This is a genomic window from Micromonospora sp. CA-259024, from assembly GCF_050936255.1.
GTDB lineage: Bacteria > Actinomycetota > Actinomycetes > Mycobacteriales > Micromonosporaceae > Micromonospora.
On sequence record NZ_JBNJND010000001.1, the window covers coordinates 3,078,289 to 3,098,084 of the forward strand.

Consider the following 19,796-nt stretch of genomic DNA (forward strand, 5'->3'; position numbering starts at 1 on the left):
GAGCGCCCTGACGATTGGTTGGACATGAGCACGAAAACTGGCGAGACACCGACGCAGCGGCCCGAGCGGCGCGCTCCGGACCTCAGCGGGCTGCACGAGGTCACCGGATTTCCATTCCCCGTCCATGTCAGTCCGGGCGGGGTCGAGCGGGGTGGGCTCGTCGCACAGCGCGCACAACAGGTGGCTGCCTGGTTGTCCGAGACGGTCGGCGCCCCGCCGACACCGCCGCTCTTCGTGGTCGGTCCGCAGGACTGGCAGAAGGTCGCCATCTTCCCGATCTACGGCGTGGTGCACGTGTCCCGGGACCGAATGGTGATCAACCAGGAACTTCCCCCGATGTGGGACGCTTTCCTGGACAACGTCATCCCGGAGCTGCCGCGGCAGACCAAGGGGCAGTTGAATGCCCGCTTCGGCGACCCGATCGACCTCGCCCCACTGAACGACCTGTTCGTGGCCCATGAGATGAGCCATCTCTCGCACGACTTCGCGGGCTGGCACGACCCAGGCAACCTCTGGCTCCGGGAGTTGATCGCGAACGTCGGCATGGTCGGTTACCTCTCGGACGTCGAGGCGGAGATGCTGCCGATCCTCGACGCGGCGGCGGCCTGCTGGTCGGCGCCGGTGCAGTGGCCGATACGCGCGCTTGCCCGCATCCGGGAGCCGGCAGACGGACACGGGCTCAACGGCGTGGCCAACTACATCTGGTTCCAACTCGGACTGATCATTGTGGCCCGGCGGCTGTGGGACAGACATGGGCCGGCAGCCTTCCAGCGCCTGTGTGAGTTGTCACGGGGCCCGGAGCTGACCCAGCCGGAAGTTCTCGCGATGCTCGACGACATCGACTCTGAGATCGGACAAGCGGTAAGGAACTGGCCCAACTGACGGATCGTCGTGTCGCTGCCTCGCTGCCTCGCTGGGGTAGCGGGGCCAGCGCTCTTCCAGGAGAGACGGCCTGAACCGGCCGTGGCGCCGACGGCACGCGCCGACGCCACGGCGAGATCAGCGCGGGACGACCCGTTCGGTGGCCCACTCCCGCCAGCTGGCCAGCCGGTCGGCCGCGGCGGCGAGCTGGTCGGCGACCGGGCCGGGGCCGGTGGAGCCGGGAGTGGTCCGGGCCGCGAGGGCCGAACGGACCGTGAGCACGTCACGCACCGACGGGTCGAGGTGCCCACTGATCGCGGCCAGGTCGTCGTCGGAGACGTCTTCCAGCTCGCACTCCCGAGCCACGCAGAGCGCCACCAGCCGGCCGGTGATCTCGTGCGCGTCACGGAACGGCACGTTACGTCGGACCAGCCAGTCGGCAACCTCGGTGGCGAGGGAGAAACCGACCGGGGCGGCGGCGACGAGACGGTCCACCCGGACGGTCATCGTGGAGATCATTCCCGCCAGGGCCGGGAGCAGCAGCTCAAGGGTGTCGACCGCGTCGAAGGCCGGCTCCTTGTCCTCCTGCATGTCCCGGTCGTAGGTCATCGGCAGACCCTTGAGCATGGTGAGCACGGTCATCAGGCCGCCGACCAGCCGGCCGGACTTGCCCCGGGCCAGCTCGGCGATGTCCGCGTTCTTCTTCTGCGGCATGATCGACGAGCCGGTGGCGAACGAGTCGTCCAGCTCCACCCAGCCGAACTCGTGCGACGTCCAGAGCACCACCTCCTCGCCGAGGCGGGACAGGTGCACCCCGATCATGGCGGTGATGAAGAGGAACTCGGCGACAAAATCACGGTCGGCGACGGCGTCCATCGAGTTGGCGAACGACGTACGGAAGCCCAGCTCCTTCGCCACGGCCATCGGGTCCAGCGGCAGCCCGGAGCCGGCCAGCGCACCCGCGCCGAGCGGGCTGATCGCCGCCCGGTGGTCCCAGTCGCGCAGCCGCTCCAGGTCGCGCAGCAGCGGCTGCACGTGGGCGAGCAACCAGTGCCCGAACGTGACCGGCTGGGCGTGCTGGAGGTGGGTCATGCCGGGCGCGGCCGTGTCGATGTGTCGCTCGGCCTGCTCGACCAGCGCATCGGCCAGCTCGACGAGGCGGCTGGCCACGCCCCGGGCGTGGTCACGCAGGTAGAGCCGCAGATCCGTGGCGACCTGGTCGTTGCGGGACCGGCCAGCGCGCAGCTTGCCGCCGAGGCTGCCGAGGCGCTCCAGCAGACCGCGCTCCAGCGCGGTGTGCACGTCCTCGTCATCGATGGTGGGGCGGAACGCCCCGGAGGCGCAGGCGGCCTCCAGGTCGTCCAGGGCGGCGAGGATCCGGCCCAGTTCCTCGGGGTCGAGCAGGCCGGCACCGGCGAGGACCCGGGCGTGCGCGCGGGAACCGGCGATGTCGTACGGGGCCAGGCGCCAGTCGAACTGCACGCTCACCGACAGTCGGGCGAGCGCCTCGGCGGGGCCGCCGGCGAACCGGCCACCCCACAGGCTCGTGCGGTTGGTGGCGGCGCTGTTCTCGGTGAGGCTCTTGTCGTCCACGCCGCCCATTGTGGGGGTCATCGGCCCGACCCGCCCAGCCGGGCGTCCCGAGCGGAGGCCATCCGGCTCGGAAGGCCCCACAGCTGCACGAAGCCCTTCGCCAGGGACTGGTCGAAGGTGTCGCCGGTGTCGTAGGTGGCCATCCCGAAGTCGTAGAGGCTCGCCTCGGAACGCCGGCCGGTGACGGTGGCCCGGCCGCCGTGCAGGGTCATCCGCACCTCGCCGCTCACGTGCCGCTGCGCGTCGTCGATGAACGCGTCCAGCGAGTCCTTCAGCGGCGAGAACCACAGGCCGTCGTAGACGAGCTCGCCCCAGCGCTGGTCGACGCTCTTCTTGAACCGGGCCAGGTCCCGCTCCACGGTCACCGCCTCCAGCTCCTGGTGGGCGGTGATCAGCGCGATCGCGCCGGGAGCCTCGTACACCTCGCGGCTCTTGATGCCCACGAGGCGGTCCTCGACCATGTCGAGCCGGCCGACGCCCTGGGCGCCGGCGCGCCGGTTCAGCTCCAGAATCGCCTGGTACGGGGTGACCGTCTCACCGTCGATCGCCACCGGCACGCCACCGTCGAAGGTGATCACGACCTCGTCGGCGTCGCGTTCCTGCGCCGGGTCGGCAGTGTACGAGTAGAGGTCCTCGATCGGGGCGTTCCAGATGTCCTCCAGGAAGCCCGTCTCCACGGCGCGACCGAACAGGTTCTGGTCGATCGAGTACGGAGACTTGGCCGACACGTCGATCGGCAGCCCCTTCTCCTCCGCGAAGGCGATCGCCTTGTCCCGCGTCCAGGCGAAGTCCCGGGCCGGCGCGATGATCTTCAGGTCGGGGGCGAGCGCGTTCAGCCCCACCTCGAACCGGACCTGGTCGTTGCCCTTGCCGGTGCAGCCGTGCGACACGATCGTTCCGCCGTGCTGACGCGCCGCGGTCACCAGGTGCTTGACGATCAGCGGCCGGGACAGCGCCGAGACCAGCGGGTAGCGGTCCATGTAGAGGGCGTTGGCCCGGATGGCCGGCAGGCAGTAGTCGGCGGCGAACTCGTCGCGCGCGTCGACCACCTCGGACTCGACGGCGCCACAGTCCAGGGCACGCTGCCGGATGGCGTCGAGGTCCTCGCCGCCCTGCCCGACGTCGACCGCCACGGCGATCATCTCGGCGCCGGTCTGCTCGGCCAGGTAGGGAATGGCGACGGAGGTGTCCAGACCTCCGGAATACGCAAGAACGACCCGCTCGGTCACGATGTGGTGGTCCCTTCAACGCTGTCTTCCCGGCGGGCCCAGCCGGCGAGCTTGTCACCGAGTGCGGCCCCGCCGACGGCCTCGCGGGCCACGACGAGGATGGTGTCGTCGCCGGCGATGGTGCCGACGATCTCGGGCAGGCCCGCTCGGTCCAACGCACTGGCCAGGTATTGGGCTGCGCCCGGTGGGGTACGCAGCACGGCGATGTTGCCGCTGGAGTCGACCCCGTTGAGCAGTTCGTGCAGCAGCCGCACCAGCCGGGCCGGTGCGGCCTCGGCGTCGCGCAGCGGCCGCTGGCCGTCCTCGGGGATCAGGTAGACGGCCGGGCCGTCGCCGCCGCGTACCTTGACCGCGCCCAGCTCGTCGAGGTCCCTGGAGAGGGTGGCCTGGGTGACGCCGATGCCGTCGGAGGCGAGCAGGTCGGCCAGCTCGGTCTGCGACCGGATCGCCTTGTCGCGGATCAGTTCCACGATCCGGGCGTGCCGGGCCGCGCGGGTCAGCGGGGCGGTCACAGGACTGGCCTTTCGTTCGCGACTGCGGGGCTCCGCTGCGCTGCACTCCTCGCGCTCACCGGGCCTCCCCGGTCGGGGCCGCCCAGCAGGAACGTCAGCAGCGCCTTCTGCGCGTGCAGCCGGTTCTCCGCCTGGTCGAAGACCGCGCTCTGCGGGCCGTCGAGCACCTCGTCGGTGATCTCCTCGCCCCGGTGTGCGGGCAGGCAGTGCAGCACGATCGCGTCCGGTGCGGCCTGGCCGAGCAGCTCCTTGTTGACCTGGTACGGCAGAAACGGGGTGATCCGGTCCAGCCCGTCGGACTCCTGGCCCATCGACGTCCAGGTGTCGGTGGCCAGCACGTCGGCGTCGCGTACCGCCTGGGCCGGGTCGGTCAGGACCCGCACCGACCCGCCGGTGCCGGCGGCGATCCGGGCCGCCTGGTCCACCACGGCCGGGTCCGGGGCGAACCCGGCCGGCCCGGCGATCCGGACGTGCATCCCGGCCATCGCCCCGGCCAGCAGGTACGACTGGGCCATGTTGTTCGCGCCGTCTCCCACGTACGTCAGGGTGCGCCCGGCCGTGCCGCCGCACCGCTCGCGCACGGTCAGCAGGTCGGCCAGCAGCTGGCACGGGTGGAAGCCGTCGGTGAGCGCGTTGATCACCGGCACGCTGGCGCCGGCCGCCACCTCGGCGATCCGGTCGTCGCCGTGGGTCCGCAACACGATGGCCGCGACGTAGCGGGACAGCACGCGCCCCGCGTCCGCGAGGGACTCACCCCGGCCGAAGTGGGTGACCTGCGTGTCCACCACCAGGGGGTGCCCACCCAGCTCGGCGATCCCGGCGTCGAAGGAGATCCTGGTCCGCAGGCTCTGCTTGTCGAAGAGCACCGCCACCGAGCGGGGGCCGGCCAGCGGCCGGTGGCCGAACCGGTCCGCCTTCATCCGCGCCGCCAGGTCGAGGACGGTGGACTGCTCGGCGGGCGAGAGGTCGTCGTCGCGCAGGAAGTGCCGGGTCATCGAGTCGTCCCCGTCGTGGTGGTCAGCGTGGGTGCGGCGAGCTCCGCGCCGGCGGCGGCCGGTGCCGTCGCGTCCAGCGCGGCGGGCAACGCGGCGAGGAAGGCGTCCGCCTGGGCGGCGGTGAGGATCAGTGGCGGGGCCAGCCGGACCACGTCCGGCTGCACCGGGTTGACCAGGAAACCGGCCTCCCGCAGGGCCTCGGCGAGCACCGACGCCACCGGTGCGGTCAGCGCGACGCCGAGCAGCAGCCCGGCGCCACGCACCCCCGCGATCAACGGGTGGTCCAGCGCCTCGATGCCCCGGAGCAGCCGCTCACCGACCCGCTTGACGTTGTCGAGCAGGCCCTCGTTCGCGATGGTTGCCACCACGGCGAGCGCTGCCGCGCAGCTGACCGGGTTGCCGCCGAAGGTGGTGCCGTGCGAGCCGGGGGTGAGCAGGTCCGCGGCGTGGCCGAAGGCCAGCATGGCACCGATGGGCAGCCCGCCACCGAGCCCCTTGGCCAGGGTGACCACGTCCGGCTCCACACCCTCGGACTGGTACGCGAACCAGTGCCCGGTGCGCCCGATGCCGGTCTGCACCTCGTCGAGGACCAGCAAGGCCCCGTGCCGGGTGGTGATCCGGCGCGCGGCGGCGAGGTAGCCGGCCGGCGGGACGATGACGCCGTTCTCGCCCTGGATGGGCTCCAGGATCACCATGGCGGTGGCGTCGGTGACGGCGGCCTCGAGGGCGGCGACGTCGCCGTAGTCGACGTGGGTCACCTCGCCCGGCAGCGGCCGGAACGGGTCGGCCTTGGCCGGCTGGCCGGTCAGGGCGAGCGCACCCATGGTGCGACCGTGGAAACCGCCGTTGGTGGCCACCACGTGGCTGCGCCCGGTACGCCGGGAAAGCTTGAACGCCGCCTCGTTCGCCTCCGCGCCGGAGTTGGCGAAGAAGACCCGGCCGGGCCGGCCGGCGAGCGCCAACAGCAGTTCGGCCAGGGCGACCGGCGGCTCGGCGACGTAGAGGTTGGAAACGTGCCCGAGGGTCGCGACCTGCTTCGACACCGCGGCCACCACGGCCGGGTGGGCGTGGCCGAGGGCGTTCACCGCGATGCCACCCACCAGGTCGAGGTACTCCCGCCCGGCGTCGTCGACCACGACGGCACCGGCGCCGGAGACCAGCGCCAGCGGTGGCGTGCCGTAGTTGTTCATCATGGATTGCGTCCAGCGCTGCGCCAACGTGCTCACGACTCGACCGTCCCGTCTTCTGGCACCACCATCGTTCCGAACCCTTCCGAGGTGAACACCTCGAGCAACGTGGAGTGCGCCACCCGACCGTCGACGACGTGCGCGGCGGGCACTCCCCCACGCACCGCCCGCAGGCAGGCCTCCATCTTCGGCACCATCCCCGACTCCAGACTGGGCAGCAGCTTGGCCAGGTCGTCCGCGGTGATCTCGGAGACCAGGCTGGTGGTGTCCGGCCAGTCGGCGTACAGGCCGGGCACGTCGGTGAGCACGACCAGCTTGCGGGCCTGCAACGCGATGGCCAGCGCCGCGGCGGCCGTGTCCGCGTTGAGGTTGTGCAGCACCCCGTCCACGTCCGGCGCCACCGTCGAGATCACCGGGATCCGACCGGCCTCGATCAGGTCGGTCACCGCGGACACGTCGACAGACTCGACGTCCCCGACCTGGCCGACGTCGACCGGCAGCCCGTCCACGTACGCGGGGCGGCGCACCGCGGTGAACAGCCGGGCGTCCTCGCCGGAGAGGCCCACGGCGTACGGGCCGTGCGAGTTGATCAACCCGACCAGTTCACGACCCACCTGCCCGACCAGCACCATCCGGACAACGTCCATCGCCTCGGCGGTGGTCACCCGCAGTCCACCCCGGAACTCGCTGGCGATGCCGAGCCGACCCAGCATGGCAGAGATCTGCGGACCACCGCCGTGCACCACCACGGGTCTGAGGCCGGCGTACCGCAGGAACACCATGTCGGCGGCGAACGCCCGCTGCAACTCGGGGTCGGTCATGGCGTTTCCGCCGTACTTGACCACGACCGTGGAGCCGGAGAAGCGCGCCAGCCAGGGCAGCGCCTCGATCAGCGTCTCCGCCTTGGCCTGGGCGCGGGTGAGGTCGGTGCTGAGACTCACCGCGCCAGCCTTCCGTTCGCGACTGCGGGACTCCGCTGCGCTGCGTTCCTCGCGCTCACGACGCCCGCCTTCCGTTCGCGACTGCGGGACTCCGCTGCGCTGCGTTCCTCGCGCTCACGACGAGTACGCCGAGTTCTCGTGCACGTACGCGTGGGACAGGTCATTGGTCCAGATCGTCGCGGCCGACGTCCCGGCGTGCAGGTCGATCCGGATGGTCACGTCCCGGCCGGTCAGGTCGACCTTCGAGCGGTCCTCCGCGGCGGCACCGCCCCGGCACACCCACACCCCGTTGACCGCCACGTCCACCTCGTTCGGCTCGAACGCGGCGGCGGTGGTGCCGACGGCGGCGAGGATCCGGCCCCAGTTCGGGTCGTTGCCGAACAGCGCGGTCTTGACCAGGTTGTTGCGGGCCACCGTGCGGCCCACCTCGACCGCGTCGTCCTCGTCGGCGGCGCCGACCACGTCGATGGCGATCTGCTTGGTGGCGCCCTCGGCGTCGGCCACCAACTGCTGGGCCAGGTCGTGACACGCCGCGGTGACGGCAGCGGTCAGCTCGGCCGGGGTCGGCTCGATGCCGCTCGCGCCGCTGGCCAGCAGCAGCACGGTGTCGTTCGTGGACATGCAACCGTCGGAATCGACCCGGTCGAAGCTGACCCGGGTCGCCGCCCGCAGCGCCGCGTCCAGCGTCGCCGGCCCGGCCACCGCGTCGGTGGTCAGCACGCAGAGCATGGTGGCCATCCCCGGCGCGAGCATCCCGGCGCCCTTGGCCATGCCGCCGACCGTCCAGCCGCTGCCCCGGGCCACCGTGGTCTTCGGCCGGGTGTCCGTGGTCATGATCGCCTCGGCGGCGGCCTGGCCGCCGTCCCGCGACAGCCCCCGGATCGCCGAGCGGACGCCCGGCAGCAGCTTCGGCATCGGCAGCCGCTCACCGATCAACCCGGTGGAGCAGACCGCGACCTCACCGGCACCGAGGATCAGCCGTGGGCTGACCGACGTCAGCGCGGCGGCGGTGTGCTCGGCGGTGGCGTGCGTGTCCTGGAAGCCGGCCGGGCCGGTGCAGGCGTTGGCGCCACCGGAGTTGAGCACCACTGCGCGGACCACACCGCCCTGCACCACCTGCTGGCTCCAGAGCACCGGCGCGGCCTTGACCCGGTTGGTGGTGAAGACACCGGCGACACCGGCGTCCGGGCCGTCGTTGACTACCAGGGCGACGTCCGCGCCACCGCTGGCCTTGAGGCCGGCGGCCACCCCGGCCGCCCGGAACCCCCGTGGGGTGGTGACACTCACGGTGCTTGCCTTTCGTTCGCGACTGCGGGGCTCCGCTGCGCTGCACTCCTCGCGCTCACGGGGTGACTCCCCAGATCGACAGGCCCGTCGTCTCCGGTAGGCCGAGCATCAGGTTGGCGTTCTGTACGGCCTGACCGGCTGCGCCCTTGCCGAGGTTGTCCAACGCGCTGAGCACGATCAGACGACCCGAGTCGACGTCGACGGTGGCCTGCAGGTGGCAGGAGTTCGAGCCCAGGGTGGCGGCGGTGTGCGGCCAGCGGCCCTCCGGCAGCACGTGCACGAACGGCGCGTCCGCGTACGCCTGCGCCAGCACCTGCTGTGGGTCGACGCCGCGCACCGGCACCGCGGTGACCGTGGCCAGGATGCCGCGCGGCATCGGCGCCAGGACCGGGGTGAGCGACAGGCCGGTCGCACCGGTGGCCTGCTTGATCTCCGGTACGTGCTGGTGGGTGCCCACCCGGTACGGCGACAGGTCCCCCATCACCTCGCTGGCCAGCAGGTGCGGCTTCGCCGCCCGCCCGGCGCCGGAGGTGCCGGAGGCGGCGACCACCACCACGTCGACGGGGCTGGCCGCGCCGTCGGCGATCAGCGGCGCGAGCGCCAGGGTGATCGCGGCGGCGTAGCAGCCGGTATTCGCCACCCGGGTGGAGCCGGCGATCAGCTCCCGCTGGCCGGGCAGCTCGGGCAGGCCGTAGGTCCACTGCCCGGCGTGCGTGCCGCCGTAGTACTGCGCCCAGGCGTACGGGTCGGCCAGCCGGTGGTCGGCACCCAGGTCGACGATCCGCACCTCGGCCGGGAGTTCGGCCGCGAGGGCCGCCGACTGGCCGTGCGGCAGAGCCAGGAAGACCAGGTCCGCGTCGGCCAGGGTCGTCGGGTCGGTCTCCCCGAGCACCAGGTCGAGCCCGGTGAGCTGCGGGTGCACCACGTCGACCCGGTGCCCGGCCTGGCTGTGCGCGGTGGCGGCGACCAGGTCGAACTCCGGGTGCCCGGCGACCAGGCGCAGCAGCTCACCCCCGGCGTAGCCGCTCGCACCGGCAACCGCGACTCGGATCCCCATACTCACCTCCGCATGACTATGCAGCGAAGGCTAGCAGCGCACTGGCACCCACTGCAACTTCATACAGTCGGCTGCATGGTGATGTAGCCCTACCCCAGGGTCCGCCCCGTCGCGGCCCGTGCGGGTGGGTGCGGACGTAGCCCGCCAGGTCGGTGAAGAAGCCGCTCGCCCCGAGGCGGTGGGCCGCGAGATCGTGCCGGAATCCCCGCTCGCACGGCGGCGCGGGCTCCTCGCGGCTCCTACGGGACGATCGGGAGCATATCGTCGTCACGTCTGGCCTGTGGTAGTCCGGCGGCTGCGGCGATGGCCTGGACGGCCTCCTCCAGCCCGGTGCTCTCCGGCAGGACCAGCTCGTCGGGCCAGCCCAGAGCGTCGTGCGCGGCGTACCAGCCGCTCATCTGCTCGGCGCTGAACTCGCTAACCTGCGGGCGCGTGAGGTGCCGCCGCAGCGTCTCGGGTAGGGACACGTCGAGGTAGCAGAACAGCGACCGCCCCCGATGACCGTCTCGCAGGCTCGTCAGCATGCTCCGGTAGCGGCTGGTGTGCATGATTCCCTCCAGCACCACGTGGTAACCGTGGTCGAGCGCGAACCGGACGGTCTGTCCGATCAGCGCCGGTGCCGCACCGCCGGGCTTGTCCCGCTCGCGCAGCAGGATGCGGCGCAGGTAGTCCTGCTCAACCAGCGCACAGCCCCGGCCATGCCGACGCCGCAGTTCACGGGCGATGCTGCTCTTACCCGAGCCGGAGTTGCCTCGAATGCAGACGAGGATCGTTTCCGGGCTGCCGGTCGGGACGGAGTCAGCGGCCACGGTGCCCCCTCGTAGTCAGTCGTTGCGGACGGTCAGTTTGAGGGCGGCGATGGCCAACTGGGTGAGGTCGGGCAGTTGGTTCTCCGCGAGGGTGACGCCGACCAGGTTGTCGAGTGGCGTCTTGAGCCCGCGGAGTCGGCTGCCTCGCAGGTCGACGCCGTCGAGGCGGCAGGAGACCAGCTCCAGACCGGCGAGGTCGCAGGACCGCAGCGCGATTCCAGGGAGCCGGCAGGTGGACCAGGTGCCGTTGGTGAGGGTGCAGTCGGTGAAGGCGACCGAGCCGACGGCGGTGACGCGTTGGAAGGTGGCGTAGTCGAAGCGGCAGCCGTCGAACAGGACGTCCTTGAGGCGTACGTCGGTCAGCCTGGTGCCGGTGAACCGTGAGCCGGTGATCGCGCACCGTTCGATGGTGACGCCGGTCAGGGCCGCCCCGGAGAAATCGGTGCGGGTGATCTCGCAGCCGTAGAGGCTGCCGACTTCCCAGGTGCTCTCGCTGAGGTCGCCACCGGTGATCAGGCTGCTGCGGATGCGGTGACCCTCCAGGTGCACACCACGCCACGACGTGCCCTCGACGAAAGCCTCGGTGAGGCCATCGGCCAGGTCGGTCATGCGGTCGAGGTCCTCCGGGGCGAGGTCCGGTAGCAGGATCTTCACCTCGCCGACTGTCGTGGTGCGCACGTGTCCTCAACCTGCTGCGAAGGGAAATGGGCTCGCCATCTCGCGCGTCGGATGTGCCCCACCGGTCGGCAGGTCACTGTTTCCAGTTGCCTCGGCCAGGCCGGCTGTGTCCTCCTCCGAGCGCTCTCGGCGCACCAGCCCCGCCTCATGCAGCCAGGACCGGTCCCGATGAGCCGTCAGTCGCGACACGTCACAGACCAACGCCACATCCGACGTGGACACCCGAAACGTGCTGAGCCAAGAAAGACGGGATCCGCCACCGCCGCGGCGACAACCGCCGCACGGCCGCCCGGTCACCCATGTCTTGATGATCCCTCTGGACATCGACGGCCGGATGCAGCGAGAGTTGCACGTCCGGTTCGGAGGGCGGGACGACGATGAAGCCCGGCGGATGGTTCAGCGGCTCATGCACGCCGACAACGGCCGATGGCGCGAACACACAGGCGAGGCCCCCACCCGGCCGCCCGCCTAGTGCTAACTATGTGTATTCCAGCTAGGGTGCAAGAGCGACCGTCCCCATCTACCCCCTGCGCAGGCCATGTCGATTGATACCCCGAGCGAAGCGGTTGCGGCACTGGCGCGGCGCCTAGAACTCGGCCGATTCGAGCGGCGGGTGCTCCGCCAGCCCGGCCTTCCCGGGATCGTGTTCTGCTGTGTGCTGCTGATCGTCACCGCGAACTTCCTCGTCAACGGTCCGTATAACGCCCTGACCCTCACCGGGATGACGCTGGCTCTGCTGAGCGTCGCTGCCTGGGTGTACGTGTGGTTCCGGCGGACACGCGGCGGGCTCTATGTCTTCGCTGGCGGCTTCGTCGATGCCGCTGGCCGCCGCCTTGTCGGCGTGCCGTGGGCCGACGTAATGTCCATCAGCACCGAGGAAACCTCGTACGCGGTGAACTCGCTGCCGGCCGGCACGACGCTGCACTACACGCTGAAGCTGCGGCGTCCGCCGCGCCCGGAGACCGTTGACTGGACCCTCAACACCACCTACGCCGACGTGGACCAACTGGCCGGCCTGATCTCCCGCCGCGCCGGTGTTCCGATCACCACCGTGAGCCCACCCGGTCGCTGACCCCTCGACCGGCTGTGGCACCAGCTGCGCGTCACGCCGTACAACGAGCGGTGCGCCAACTGGCTCCTGTATGGCGTCCAGCCGAACAAGGCCATGAGGCACATGGGCGGCTGCAAGCCGGGCGCTGCAAGGGCAAGGGCCACCAACGGGCCACCCTCAGCATCGGCGGCCGGCGCATCCTCGTCTCCCGCGACTGGTCCGGAAAACCCTCGCGGGTCCTACCTGTCCACCGCACCCTGTCCCCACCGGCGTAGCCCCGTCCAACGGCTCCCGAGCACCCGCCGAGCGACCACCCACCACCGCGGACACGAAGAAGGCCCTGACCCAGTGTGAACCACTGGGTCAGGGCCTTGCTCGTTGGTGCACCGCCAGGGACTCGAACCCGAACCCGCGGATTAAGAGATCGCGGGGCGGGGGCGGCCGACCCCGTCAGGCGCCGCGCAGGGTGGCGCCGAAACGTTCCGCCGCGACGGCGACTGCCGCGTCCCGCGCCGCGACCGCCTCCTCGACGGTGAGCGTCCGGTCCGGTGCGCGGAAGGTCAGCTTGTACGCCAGCGATCGGCGACCGGCGCCGAGTTGCGCTCCGGCGTACACGTCGAACAGTCGCACGTCCTCCAGCAGCTCACCGGCGCCCGCCTCCAGCGCCCGGCGCACCTGCTCCGCCGGCACCGAGTCGTCCACCACCAGCGCCACGTCGATCAGCGCCGGCGGGAAGCCGGAGACCGTCGGCGCGGGCGTCACCGGGGTCGACGGCAGCGCGTCGAGGTCCAGTTCCATCGCGCAGGTGCGGCGGGGCAGCTCCAGCGCCGCCACCGCGACCGGGTGCAGCTCTCCGGCGTGCCCGACGATCGTGCCGTCGACCCGCAGCTCGGCGCAGCGGCCCGGGTGCCACGGCGCGTACTCGGCCGCGCGCACCTCGACCCGCTCGTCGGGGACTCCGGCGGCGGCCAGCACGTCGCGGGCCGCCTCGATCGCGTCCGCCCAGCCGGCCGGGCGACCCGCACCCCACCAGCCGGCGGGGTCGACGTCGCCGGCCAGCACCACCGCGACGTGCACCGGCTGCGCCGGCACCACCGCGTCGGCGGCGGCGAACTCCGCGTCGGTGGGGCGCCGGTCGACGCCCATCGCCGGTGGGCTGCCGGCGCCGACCCGTGGGTGGAACACCGCGCCGATCTCGTAGAGCGCGAGGTCGCGGTGGCCCCGGCCGAGGTTGCGCTTGAGGATGCCGAGCAGCGGGCCGAGGAGCGTGGTGCGCAGCAGCGGCTCCTCCTCGGACAGCGGGTTGGCCAGCCGCACCGCCGGCCGGCGCGGGTCGTCGGCCGGGAGGCCGAGCTGGTCGGCCAACTCTGGTGACACGAACGGGTGCGCGAGCACCTCCACGTACCCCCGCTCCGCCAGCGACCCGGCGACCGCCCGGCGCCGACGCTGGCGCGGGGTCAGGCCGCGACCGGGAGGAGCGGTCGGCAGCACCGACGGCACCCGGTCGTACCCGTCGAGGCGGACGACCTCCTCGACCAGGTCGGCCGGATCGGTCAGGTCGGGCCGCCAGGTCGGCGGGGTGACGCTCAGCGTCGTCCCGGCGCCGCTGGCCACGCCGACCGCGCCCGGGTCCTCGGACAGCCGGTCGGCGCCCTGCGCGACCGTGCAGCCGACCCGCTCCAGCAGGGCGACCACCCGCGCCGGCGGGTACTCGACACCGACCCGCCGGGTGGGCAGGTCCGCCGGAAGGGTGATCGGGGTACGCGGCCGGACGTGGTCGATGTCGAGGATCTCCGTGCTCGGGGTGCCACCGCCGTGTTCGGTGAGCAGCCGCACGGCACGCTCCAGCGCCACCAACGCGACGGCCGGGTCGACGCCCCGCTCCCAGCGCTTCGCGGCCTCGCTGAACAGCTTGTGCCGGCGGGCCGTCCGCCCGACCATCGCCGGGTCCCAGTGCGCGGCCTCGAAGAGCACGGTGGTGGTGCCGGCGACGACCTCGCTGGTCTCGCCGCCCATCACCGCGGCCAGCGAGATCGGCCCGGTGTCGTCGCAGATGACCATGTCCTCCGCGGTGAGCACCCGGTTGACCCCGTCGAGCGTGGTCAGCTTCTCCCCCGCGTCGGCGCGACGGACCACCAGCGGCCCGGCGATCCGATCGGCGTCGAAGGCGTGCATCGGCTGGCCCAGCTCCAGCATCACGTAGTTGGTGATGTCGACCGGCAGCGAGATGCTGCGGATGCCGGCGGTGACGAGCCGCTGCTGCATCCAGGACGGCGTGGGCGCGGTCGGGTCGACACCACGGACCAGGCGGGCGGTGAACCGGTCACAGCCGACCGGGTCACGCACCTCCACCGGGTACGCCGGCGCCTCGGTGCCGCCCGGGGCGGGCACCAGGGCCGGGTCGCGCAGCGGCAGGTCGAACGCGTGCGCCAGCTCCCGGGCCAGGCCGCGCAGGCTCAGCGCGTACCCCCGGTCGGGGGTGATCTCCAGCTCGAGCACGACATCGTCGAGGCCGACCACCGGGCGCGCGTCGTCGCCCGGCTTGGCCGTCACGTCCGGGCCCAGCACGATGATGCCGGAGTGGTCGTCGCCCAGGCCCAGCTCCTTCGCCGAGCAGATCATGCCCGCGGAGTTGTGCCCGTACGTCTTGCGGGCGCCGATGGCGAAGCCGCCGGGCAGCACACCGCCGGGCAGGATCACCACCACCCGGTCACCCGGGGCGAAGTTGCGCGCCCCGCAGACGATCTCCTGCGGCTCACCGGTGCCGTTGGCGTCACCCACGTCGACCCGGCAGAACCGGATCGGCTTCTTGAAGCCGGTGAGCTCCTCGATCTCGCGGACCTCACCGACAACGAGTTTGCCGGTGACGGTCTCGGCAAGGTCCACCACGGACTCGACCTCGATACCGAGGTCGACCAGGGCCTGCTCCAGGTCACCGGTGGGCAGGTCGGCGGGCAGGTCGACGTACTCCCGCAGCCAACTGACAGAAACTCGCATGACTTCAGACCACCGTTCCCGTGTCTCGTACCCGCATCGCCTACGCCCCGGTCCCGAGCGCGCGGCTGAACCGCACGTCGCCCTCGAAGAGATGGCGGATGTCGCTGACCCCGTGCCGGACCATCAGGGTCCGGTCGATGCCCATGCCGAAGGCGAATCCGGAGTAGACCTCGGGGTCGACGCCGCAGGCGCGCAGCACCCGCGGGTTGACCATTCCGCAGCCGCCCCACTCGACCCACTGCGGGCCGTCGCGGTGCTCCGGGAACCACACGTCGAACTCCGCCGACGGCTCGGTGAACGGGAAGTAGTGCGGCCGCCACCGGGTCTTCGCCTCCGGGCCGAACATCGCCCGGGCGAAGTGGTCGAGCGTGCCCCGCAGGTGCGCCATGGTGATGCCCTTGTCGACCACCAGGCCCTCGGCCTGGTGGAACACCGGGCTGTGGGTGGCGTCGATCTCGTCGGTGCGGTAGACGCGGCCGGGCACGATCACGTAGATCGGCGGCTTGCGGCTGAGCATGGTGCGGGTCTGCACCGTCGAGGTGTGTGTCCGCAGGACGAGGCCCGAGCCCTCCGGTGCGATGTGGAACGTGTCCATCAGACCGCGCGCCGGATGGTCGGCGGGGATGTTCAGCGCGTCGAAGTTGACCCACTCCAGGTCGACCTCGGGCCCTTCGGCCACCTCGTAGCCCATGCCGACGAAGAGGTCGCTGATCGACTCCATCAGGGTGCTCAGCGGGTGTCGGGCGCCACGCGGACGCCGGTCGTAGGGCAGGGTGACGTCCACCCGCTCCTCGACCAGCACCCGCTCGGCCTGCTCGCGCTCCAGCACCTCGGCACGGTCGGTGTACGCGGTCTCGATCGCCCGGCGGGCCTCGTTGACCCGCTTGCCGGCGTCGGACTTCGCGGCCGGCGGCAACGCGCCGATCTCCCGGCGGGCCAGCGAGACCGGCGACCGGTCACCGAGGTGCACCGAGCGCAGCGCGCTCAGCGCGTCCGGGTCGGTCGCCGCGGTGAACGCCTTCGTGGCGTCCGCGACAGCCTCGTCCAGGGCAGCGGGATCGAGCAGGGCGACCTGCTTCGGGTCGTACGGATCGTTGCGGTAGCTCATGGCGTACGGGCACTCCCTCACGGCGGCGCCAGCCCTCAACGGGCGGCTAAGCGAGTCTACGGACGCGCGGCTGTGCCGCAGCCCGCCGGTAGGAGTTACGCAGGAAGCAGGTCAGGCCCGCCGCCCGCCGACACCGGCGGGCTGGCTAAACGAACGCCGTGGCGCGTTCATGGACGGACGCTCTCCCCTGCTGTCAGTCGCGCCGGGCTGGTCGCCCTCAGCGCTGTGCTCTCGCTGAAGCGTACAGGCAGATCGCGGCCGCGGCAGCCAGGTTGAGGCTCTCCGCGCGCCCGTGCAGCGGCACCCGGACCCGGGCGTCGGCCGCGGCGGTCAGCTCCTCGGGCAGCCCGTGCGCCTCGGAGCCGAACAACCAGGCGGTGGGCGCGGCGAGCCGTCCCTCGTCGGCGAGGTCGTCGAGGTCGCTGTCGCCGTACCCCGTGGTCGCGAAGACCGACAGCCCTGCTGCGCGCAGCGCGTCGACCACGGCGACCGGGTCGGGGGCGCGGACCACGTCGACGTGGAAGAGGCTGCCGGCCGAGGCCCGTACACACTTGCCGTTGTACGGGTCGACGGCGTCACCGGCGAAGACCACCGCGCCCGCCCCGGCCGCGTCGGCGGTGCGCAGCACCGTGCCGGCGTTGCCCGGGTCGCGGATCTCGGCGAGCACCGCCACGAGTCGGGGCGCGCCCGCGAGGGCCTGCTCCAGCGGCACGTCCAGGTGCCGGCAGACGGCGACCAGCCCCTGCGGGGCGACGGTCTCGGCCAACGCGGCGAGGGCGTCGTCGGTCACCTCGGAGACCGGCACGTCCGCGTGGGCCGCCGTGGCGGCCAACTCCGGATGCCGGTCGAGGGCGGTGGGCGTACCGAACAGTTCGGTGACCACCCCCGGCCGCGCGAGGGCCTCCCGGACCGCCTGCGGTCCCTCGGCCAGGAACCGGCCGGTGGCGTCGCGGTCCCGGCGGCGTTGCAGGCGGCGGGCGGCGACAACCCTGGGGGTACGCGGGGTGAAGGCCATGGTGTGCGCTCCTCCGGCACGATTGAGGCGCCCCCCGGACGGCGGTGCCGACACGGGAGACGCCTCGCTCTGGTGCGTGGGGATCAGGCGGCCTGAGCCGCCGCGCCGCCGGTGCCCTCGGCCGTGACCGCGGCCCGGGCCAGCTCGACGATCGCCGCGAAAGAGGCGGCGTCGTTGACAGCCATGTCGGCCAGGATCTTGCGGTCGACCTCGATGCCGGCCAGACGCAGGCCCTGGATCAGGCGGTTGTAGGTCATCCCGTTCGCCCGGGCGCCCGCGTTGATCCGCTGGATCCACAGCTGCCGGAAGTCGCCCTTGCGGTCACGACGGTCCCGGTAGGCGTACTGCATCGAGTGCAGCACCTGCTCCTTGGCCTTGCGGTACAGCCGGGAGCGCTGACCGCGGTAACCGCTCGCGGTCTCCAGCAGGGTACGACGCTTCTTCTGGGCGTTTACAGCCCGCTTGACGCGTGCCATCTCAACTCCTTCTTACGTAAAGGTGGCGCGCGTCAGCGGCCGAGCAGCTTCTTGATGCGCTTGACGTCGGCCTTGGCCAGCACGACCGTGCCGGTCAGCCGGCGGGTCTGGGTGGAGGGCTTCTTCTCCAGGTTGTGGCGGAGGCCGGCCTGCTGGGCAACGATCTTGCCCTTGCCGGTCACCTTGACCCGCTTACCCATACCCGTGTGGCTCTTCATCTTCGGCATGTGGAACGTCTTCTCCCCTGTTACTCGCCGCTGGTATCGGCGGCGGTGCCGGTGTCACCGGCTGCTGCGGTCTCGCCGACCGCCGCGGTCTCATCGGCTGCCGGAACGTCGGATTCGTCCGCTGCCCGGTCCCGAGGTGCACCGCGGGACGCCGTGGCGGCGACCGCGGAGGCCTTGACGGCCCGATGCGGAGCGAGAACCATGATCATGTTTCGGCCGTCCTGCTTCGGAGCGGCCTCGACGTATCCCAGGTCCGTGATCTCGGATTCGAGCCGGCGCAGGAGCCGGTAACCCAGCTCAGGACGACTCTGCTCGCGACCGCGGAACATGATCGTCACCTTGACCTTGTCGCCCGCCTTGAGGAACCGCACCACGTGACCCTTCTTGGTCTCGTAGTCGTGCGGGTCGATCTTCGGCCGAAGCTTCATTTCCTTGATGACGGTCTGCTGCTGGTTACGCCGCGCTTCGCGCGCCTTCAGTGCGCTCTCATACTTGAACTTGCCGAAGTCCATGAGCTTGCACACCGGCGGGCGCGCCATCGGCGCAACCTCGACCAGGTCCAGATCGACGTCCGCGGCCAGCTGAAGGGCGCGCTCCAGTGGGACGATGCCCACCTGCTCACCCTCTGGGCCGACCAGTCGGACCTCACGTGCCCGGATCTGCTCGTTCACGCGTGGTTCGACGCTGATGGGGCCTCCTCGAGTCGTTTCTGCTCTGTTGCCGACCCCTGCGGCTCCCGGGTGGGAACCGACCCGAAAAGCAGAAGGCCCCGGCGCATGCCAGGGCCCGCTCGACCGGTCAGCACGATCACAGGATCGCGCATCCGGCGCCGGGACGTGCCCGGAACCGGGGACCGGACCCGGCCACCGTAGCGGCGACTCGGGTGGGAGCAGGCGCTCCGCTTTTGAAGGCTGTCTGCTCGCACGCGGAGACAGCCTGGTCGACTCGATAACACTACACCGGCGCCCCGGCCGCCCCCAAACCGGGCACACCCGACCACTCCGGCCGCGCCCCCGGGATCTCGCCAGACCGCGGACGGGCGTGGGTCCGGTACGTCGAGTGGGGCGGGTGGACGGGAGCGCAGGCCGGCTAGCGGCCGATGACCCGCTCGGCGAGGTGGGCCTGGTGCGCCTGGTGCAGGCGCCGCAGCGCGCGGACCCCCTCGACGGCCAGCTCCTTGTCGGCGGCCTGCAGGGCGACAATCGGCATCAGGTCGTCGTCGTGCAGCTCCAGGCTGGCCCACGGCGCACCCCGGTCGAAGCGAACCCCGCGAACGACCTCCCAGGGCAATTCGTACGAGCTGATCACGTTACGCACCCGGATGCCGCGTGCGTCGGCCTCCACCCGGGGGCGGGTGAACAGCAGGAAGCCCAGGGCGCCGAAGACACCCAGGCCGATCATCGCGATCTGGTCGCCGCGCTGGAAACTGCCGTAGCCGTTGCCGGTCGGCCCACTCAGCGAGGTGGCGACCAGAGCGAACACCACGACCAGCGCGGCCGCCGCCGACCAGCAGACCACCCGAATGCGGCGGGGCTTCAGGCGGACCAGTTCGGTTTCACTCACCCCACCAGTCTGCCATCCGCACCTGCCCGTCGACGGCACCACCCGCCGCAGCGCGGGTGTGGTGCGGCGAGGCGGCGGCAGCGGCCCACACCCGCTGTAGATCCACTCCGGTTTGCCAATACGGGGGTGTCCCGCGCGGGCGGACACCCCCGTATCAACGATCCCGAGTTGATCAAGCAGCCGCCCGCGCCGGACGAGCGCGGTGTGCGG

Annotated in this window: 19 protein-coding genes and 1 pseudogene; 3 read left to right on the forward strand and 17 right to left on the reverse strand. The window is 71.7% G+C overall.

Annotation, left to right across the window (positions count from 1 at the left end; genetic code table 11):
* Positions 1 to 24 precede the first annotated feature (24 nt).
* The gene (locus ACQEUX_RS13355) at positions 25 to 882 is read left to right on the forward strand and encodes a hypothetical protein (protein ID WP_433046369.1); all 858 of its coding nucleotides are present in this window, start codon (positions 25 to 27) and stop codon (positions 880 to 882) included.
* A gap of 117 nt (positions 883 to 999) precedes the next feature.
* On the opposite strand, the gene argH is transcribed toward ACQEUX_RS13355, so the two are convergent.
* From argH to ACQEUX_RS13405, 10 genes are all read right to left on the reverse strand, one after another.
* A complete protein-coding gene (argH, locus tag ACQEUX_RS13360) occupies positions 1,000 to 2,463 on the reverse strand; it encodes an argininosuccinate lyase (RefSeq protein WP_433049802.1) in 1,464 nt (487 codons plus the stop codon).
* A gap of 8 nt (positions 2,464 to 2,471) precedes the next feature.
* Complete coding sequence (locus ACQEUX_RS13365) at positions 2,472 to 3,683, reverse strand: argininosuccinate synthase (protein WP_433046372.1); 1,212 nt, start codon at positions 3,681 to 3,683, stop codon at positions 2,472 to 2,474.
* Positions 3,680 to 4,195, reverse strand: a complete 516-nt coding sequence (locus ACQEUX_RS13370; protein WP_433046375.1) for an arginine repressor — start codon at positions 4,193 to 4,195, stop codon at positions 3,680 to 3,682. The genes ACQEUX_RS13365 and ACQEUX_RS13370 overlap by 4 nt, the downstream gene beginning before the upstream one ends.
* Positions 4,192 to 5,190 carry an ornithine carbamoyltransferase gene (argF, locus tag ACQEUX_RS13375; protein WP_433046378.1) on the reverse strand — a complete coding sequence of 333 codons (999 nt, stop codon included), beginning with the start codon at positions 5,188 to 5,190 and terminating at the stop codon, positions 4,192 to 4,194. Before argF ends, ACQEUX_RS13370 begins: the two co-directional genes overlap by 4 nt.
* Entirely contained in the window at positions 5,187 to 6,416 is a 1,230-nt protein-coding gene (locus ACQEUX_RS13380) for an acetylornithine transaminase (RefSeq protein ID WP_433046381.1), read from the reverse strand. The genes argF and ACQEUX_RS13380 overlap by 4 nt, the downstream gene beginning before the upstream one ends.
* Entirely contained in the window at positions 6,413 to 7,318 is a 906-nt protein-coding gene (gene argB, locus ACQEUX_RS13385; RefSeq protein WP_433046384.1) for an acetylglutamate kinase, read from the reverse strand. Before argB ends, ACQEUX_RS13380 begins: the two co-directional genes overlap by 4 nt.
* 114 nt (positions 7,319 to 7,432) lie before the next feature.
* A complete protein-coding gene (gene argJ / locus ACQEUX_RS13390; RefSeq protein WP_433046386.1) occupies positions 7,433 to 8,605 on the reverse strand; it encodes a bifunctional glutamate N-acetyltransferase/amino-acid acetyltransferase ArgJ in 1,173 nt (390 codons plus the stop codon).
* A gap of 55 nt (positions 8,606 to 8,660) precedes the next feature.
* On the reverse strand, positions 8,661 to 9,662 hold the full coding sequence (argC, locus tag ACQEUX_RS13395) for an N-acetyl-gamma-glutamyl-phosphate reductase (RefSeq protein ID WP_433046389.1): 1,002 nt from the start codon (positions 9,660 to 9,662) through the stop codon (positions 8,661 to 8,663).
* Between the two features lie 239 nt (positions 9,663 to 9,901).
* On the reverse strand, positions 9,902 to 10,471 hold the full coding sequence (locus ACQEUX_RS13400) for a kinase (RefSeq protein ID WP_433046392.1): 570 nt from the start codon (positions 10,469 to 10,471) through the stop codon (positions 9,902 to 9,904).
* 15 nt (positions 10,472 to 10,486) lie between these two features.
* Positions 10,487 to 11,149 (reverse strand): pentapeptide repeat-containing protein, encoded by a 663-nt coding sequence (locus ACQEUX_RS13405; RefSeq protein ID WP_433046395.1) that lies wholly within the window; start codon positions 11,147 to 11,149, stop codon positions 10,487 to 10,489.
* A 538-nt stretch (positions 11,150 to 11,687) separates the two neighbouring features.
* Between ACQEUX_RS13405 and ACQEUX_RS13410 the strand changes: the two genes are divergently transcribed.
* Complete coding sequence (locus ACQEUX_RS13410) at positions 11,688 to 12,221, forward strand: hypothetical protein (RefSeq protein ID WP_433046398.1); 534 nt, start codon at positions 11,688 to 11,690, stop codon at positions 12,219 to 12,221.
* A 3-nt stretch (positions 12,222 to 12,224) separates the two neighbouring features.
* Positions 12,225 to 12,427, forward strand: a pseudogene (locus ACQEUX_RS13415) (replication initiator); the annotation flags it as partial.
* A 223-nt stretch (positions 12,428 to 12,650) separates the two neighbouring features.
* Here ACQEUX_RS13415 and pheT read toward each other — a convergent pair.
* The 7 genes from pheT to ACQEUX_RS13450 all read right to left on the reverse strand — a co-directional run bounded on the left by pheT (position 12,651) and on the right by ACQEUX_RS13450 (position 19,586).
* The gene (gene pheT, locus ACQEUX_RS13420) at positions 12,651 to 15,197 is read right to left on the reverse strand and encodes a phenylalanine--tRNA ligase subunit beta (RefSeq protein ID WP_433046401.1); all 2,547 of its coding nucleotides are present in this window, start codon (positions 15,195 to 15,197) and stop codon (positions 12,651 to 12,653) included.
* 40 nt (positions 15,198 to 15,237) lie between these two features.
* Positions 15,238 to 16,305 carry a phenylalanine--tRNA ligase subunit alpha gene (gene pheS, locus ACQEUX_RS13425; RefSeq protein WP_433046404.1) on the reverse strand — a complete coding sequence of 356 codons (1,068 nt, stop codon included), beginning with the start codon at positions 16,303 to 16,305 and terminating at the stop codon, positions 15,238 to 15,240.
* A gap of 217 nt (positions 16,306 to 16,522) precedes the next feature.
* Positions 16,523 to 17,320, reverse strand: a complete 798-nt coding sequence (locus ACQEUX_RS13430; RefSeq protein WP_433046407.1) for a TrmH family RNA methyltransferase — start codon at positions 17,318 to 17,320, stop codon at positions 16,523 to 16,525.
* An 83-nt stretch (positions 17,321 to 17,403) separates the two neighbouring features.
* Complete coding sequence (gene rplT / locus ACQEUX_RS13435) at positions 17,404 to 17,796, reverse strand: 50S ribosomal protein L20 (RefSeq protein ID WP_007458417.1); 393 nt, start codon at positions 17,794 to 17,796, stop codon at positions 17,404 to 17,406.
* A 32-nt stretch (positions 17,797 to 17,828) separates the two neighbouring features.
* Positions 17,829 to 18,023, reverse strand: a complete 195-nt coding sequence (gene rpmI, locus ACQEUX_RS13440) for a 50S ribosomal protein L35 (protein ID WP_007458415.1) — start codon at positions 18,021 to 18,023, stop codon at positions 17,829 to 17,831.
* A gap of 20 nt (positions 18,024 to 18,043) precedes the next feature.
* Positions 18,044 to 18,694, reverse strand: coding sequence for a translation initiation factor IF-3 (infC, locus tag ACQEUX_RS13445; RefSeq protein ID WP_433046413.1), 651 nt, complete (start codon positions 18,692 to 18,694; stop codon positions 18,044 to 18,046).
* Positions 18,695 to 19,112: 418 nt separating this feature from the next.
* Complete coding sequence (locus ACQEUX_RS13450; RefSeq protein ID WP_433046416.1) at positions 19,113 to 19,586, reverse strand: PH domain-containing protein; 474 nt, start codon at positions 19,584 to 19,586, stop codon at positions 19,113 to 19,115.
* Between the last annotated feature and the right edge of the window lie 210 nt (positions 19,587 to 19,796).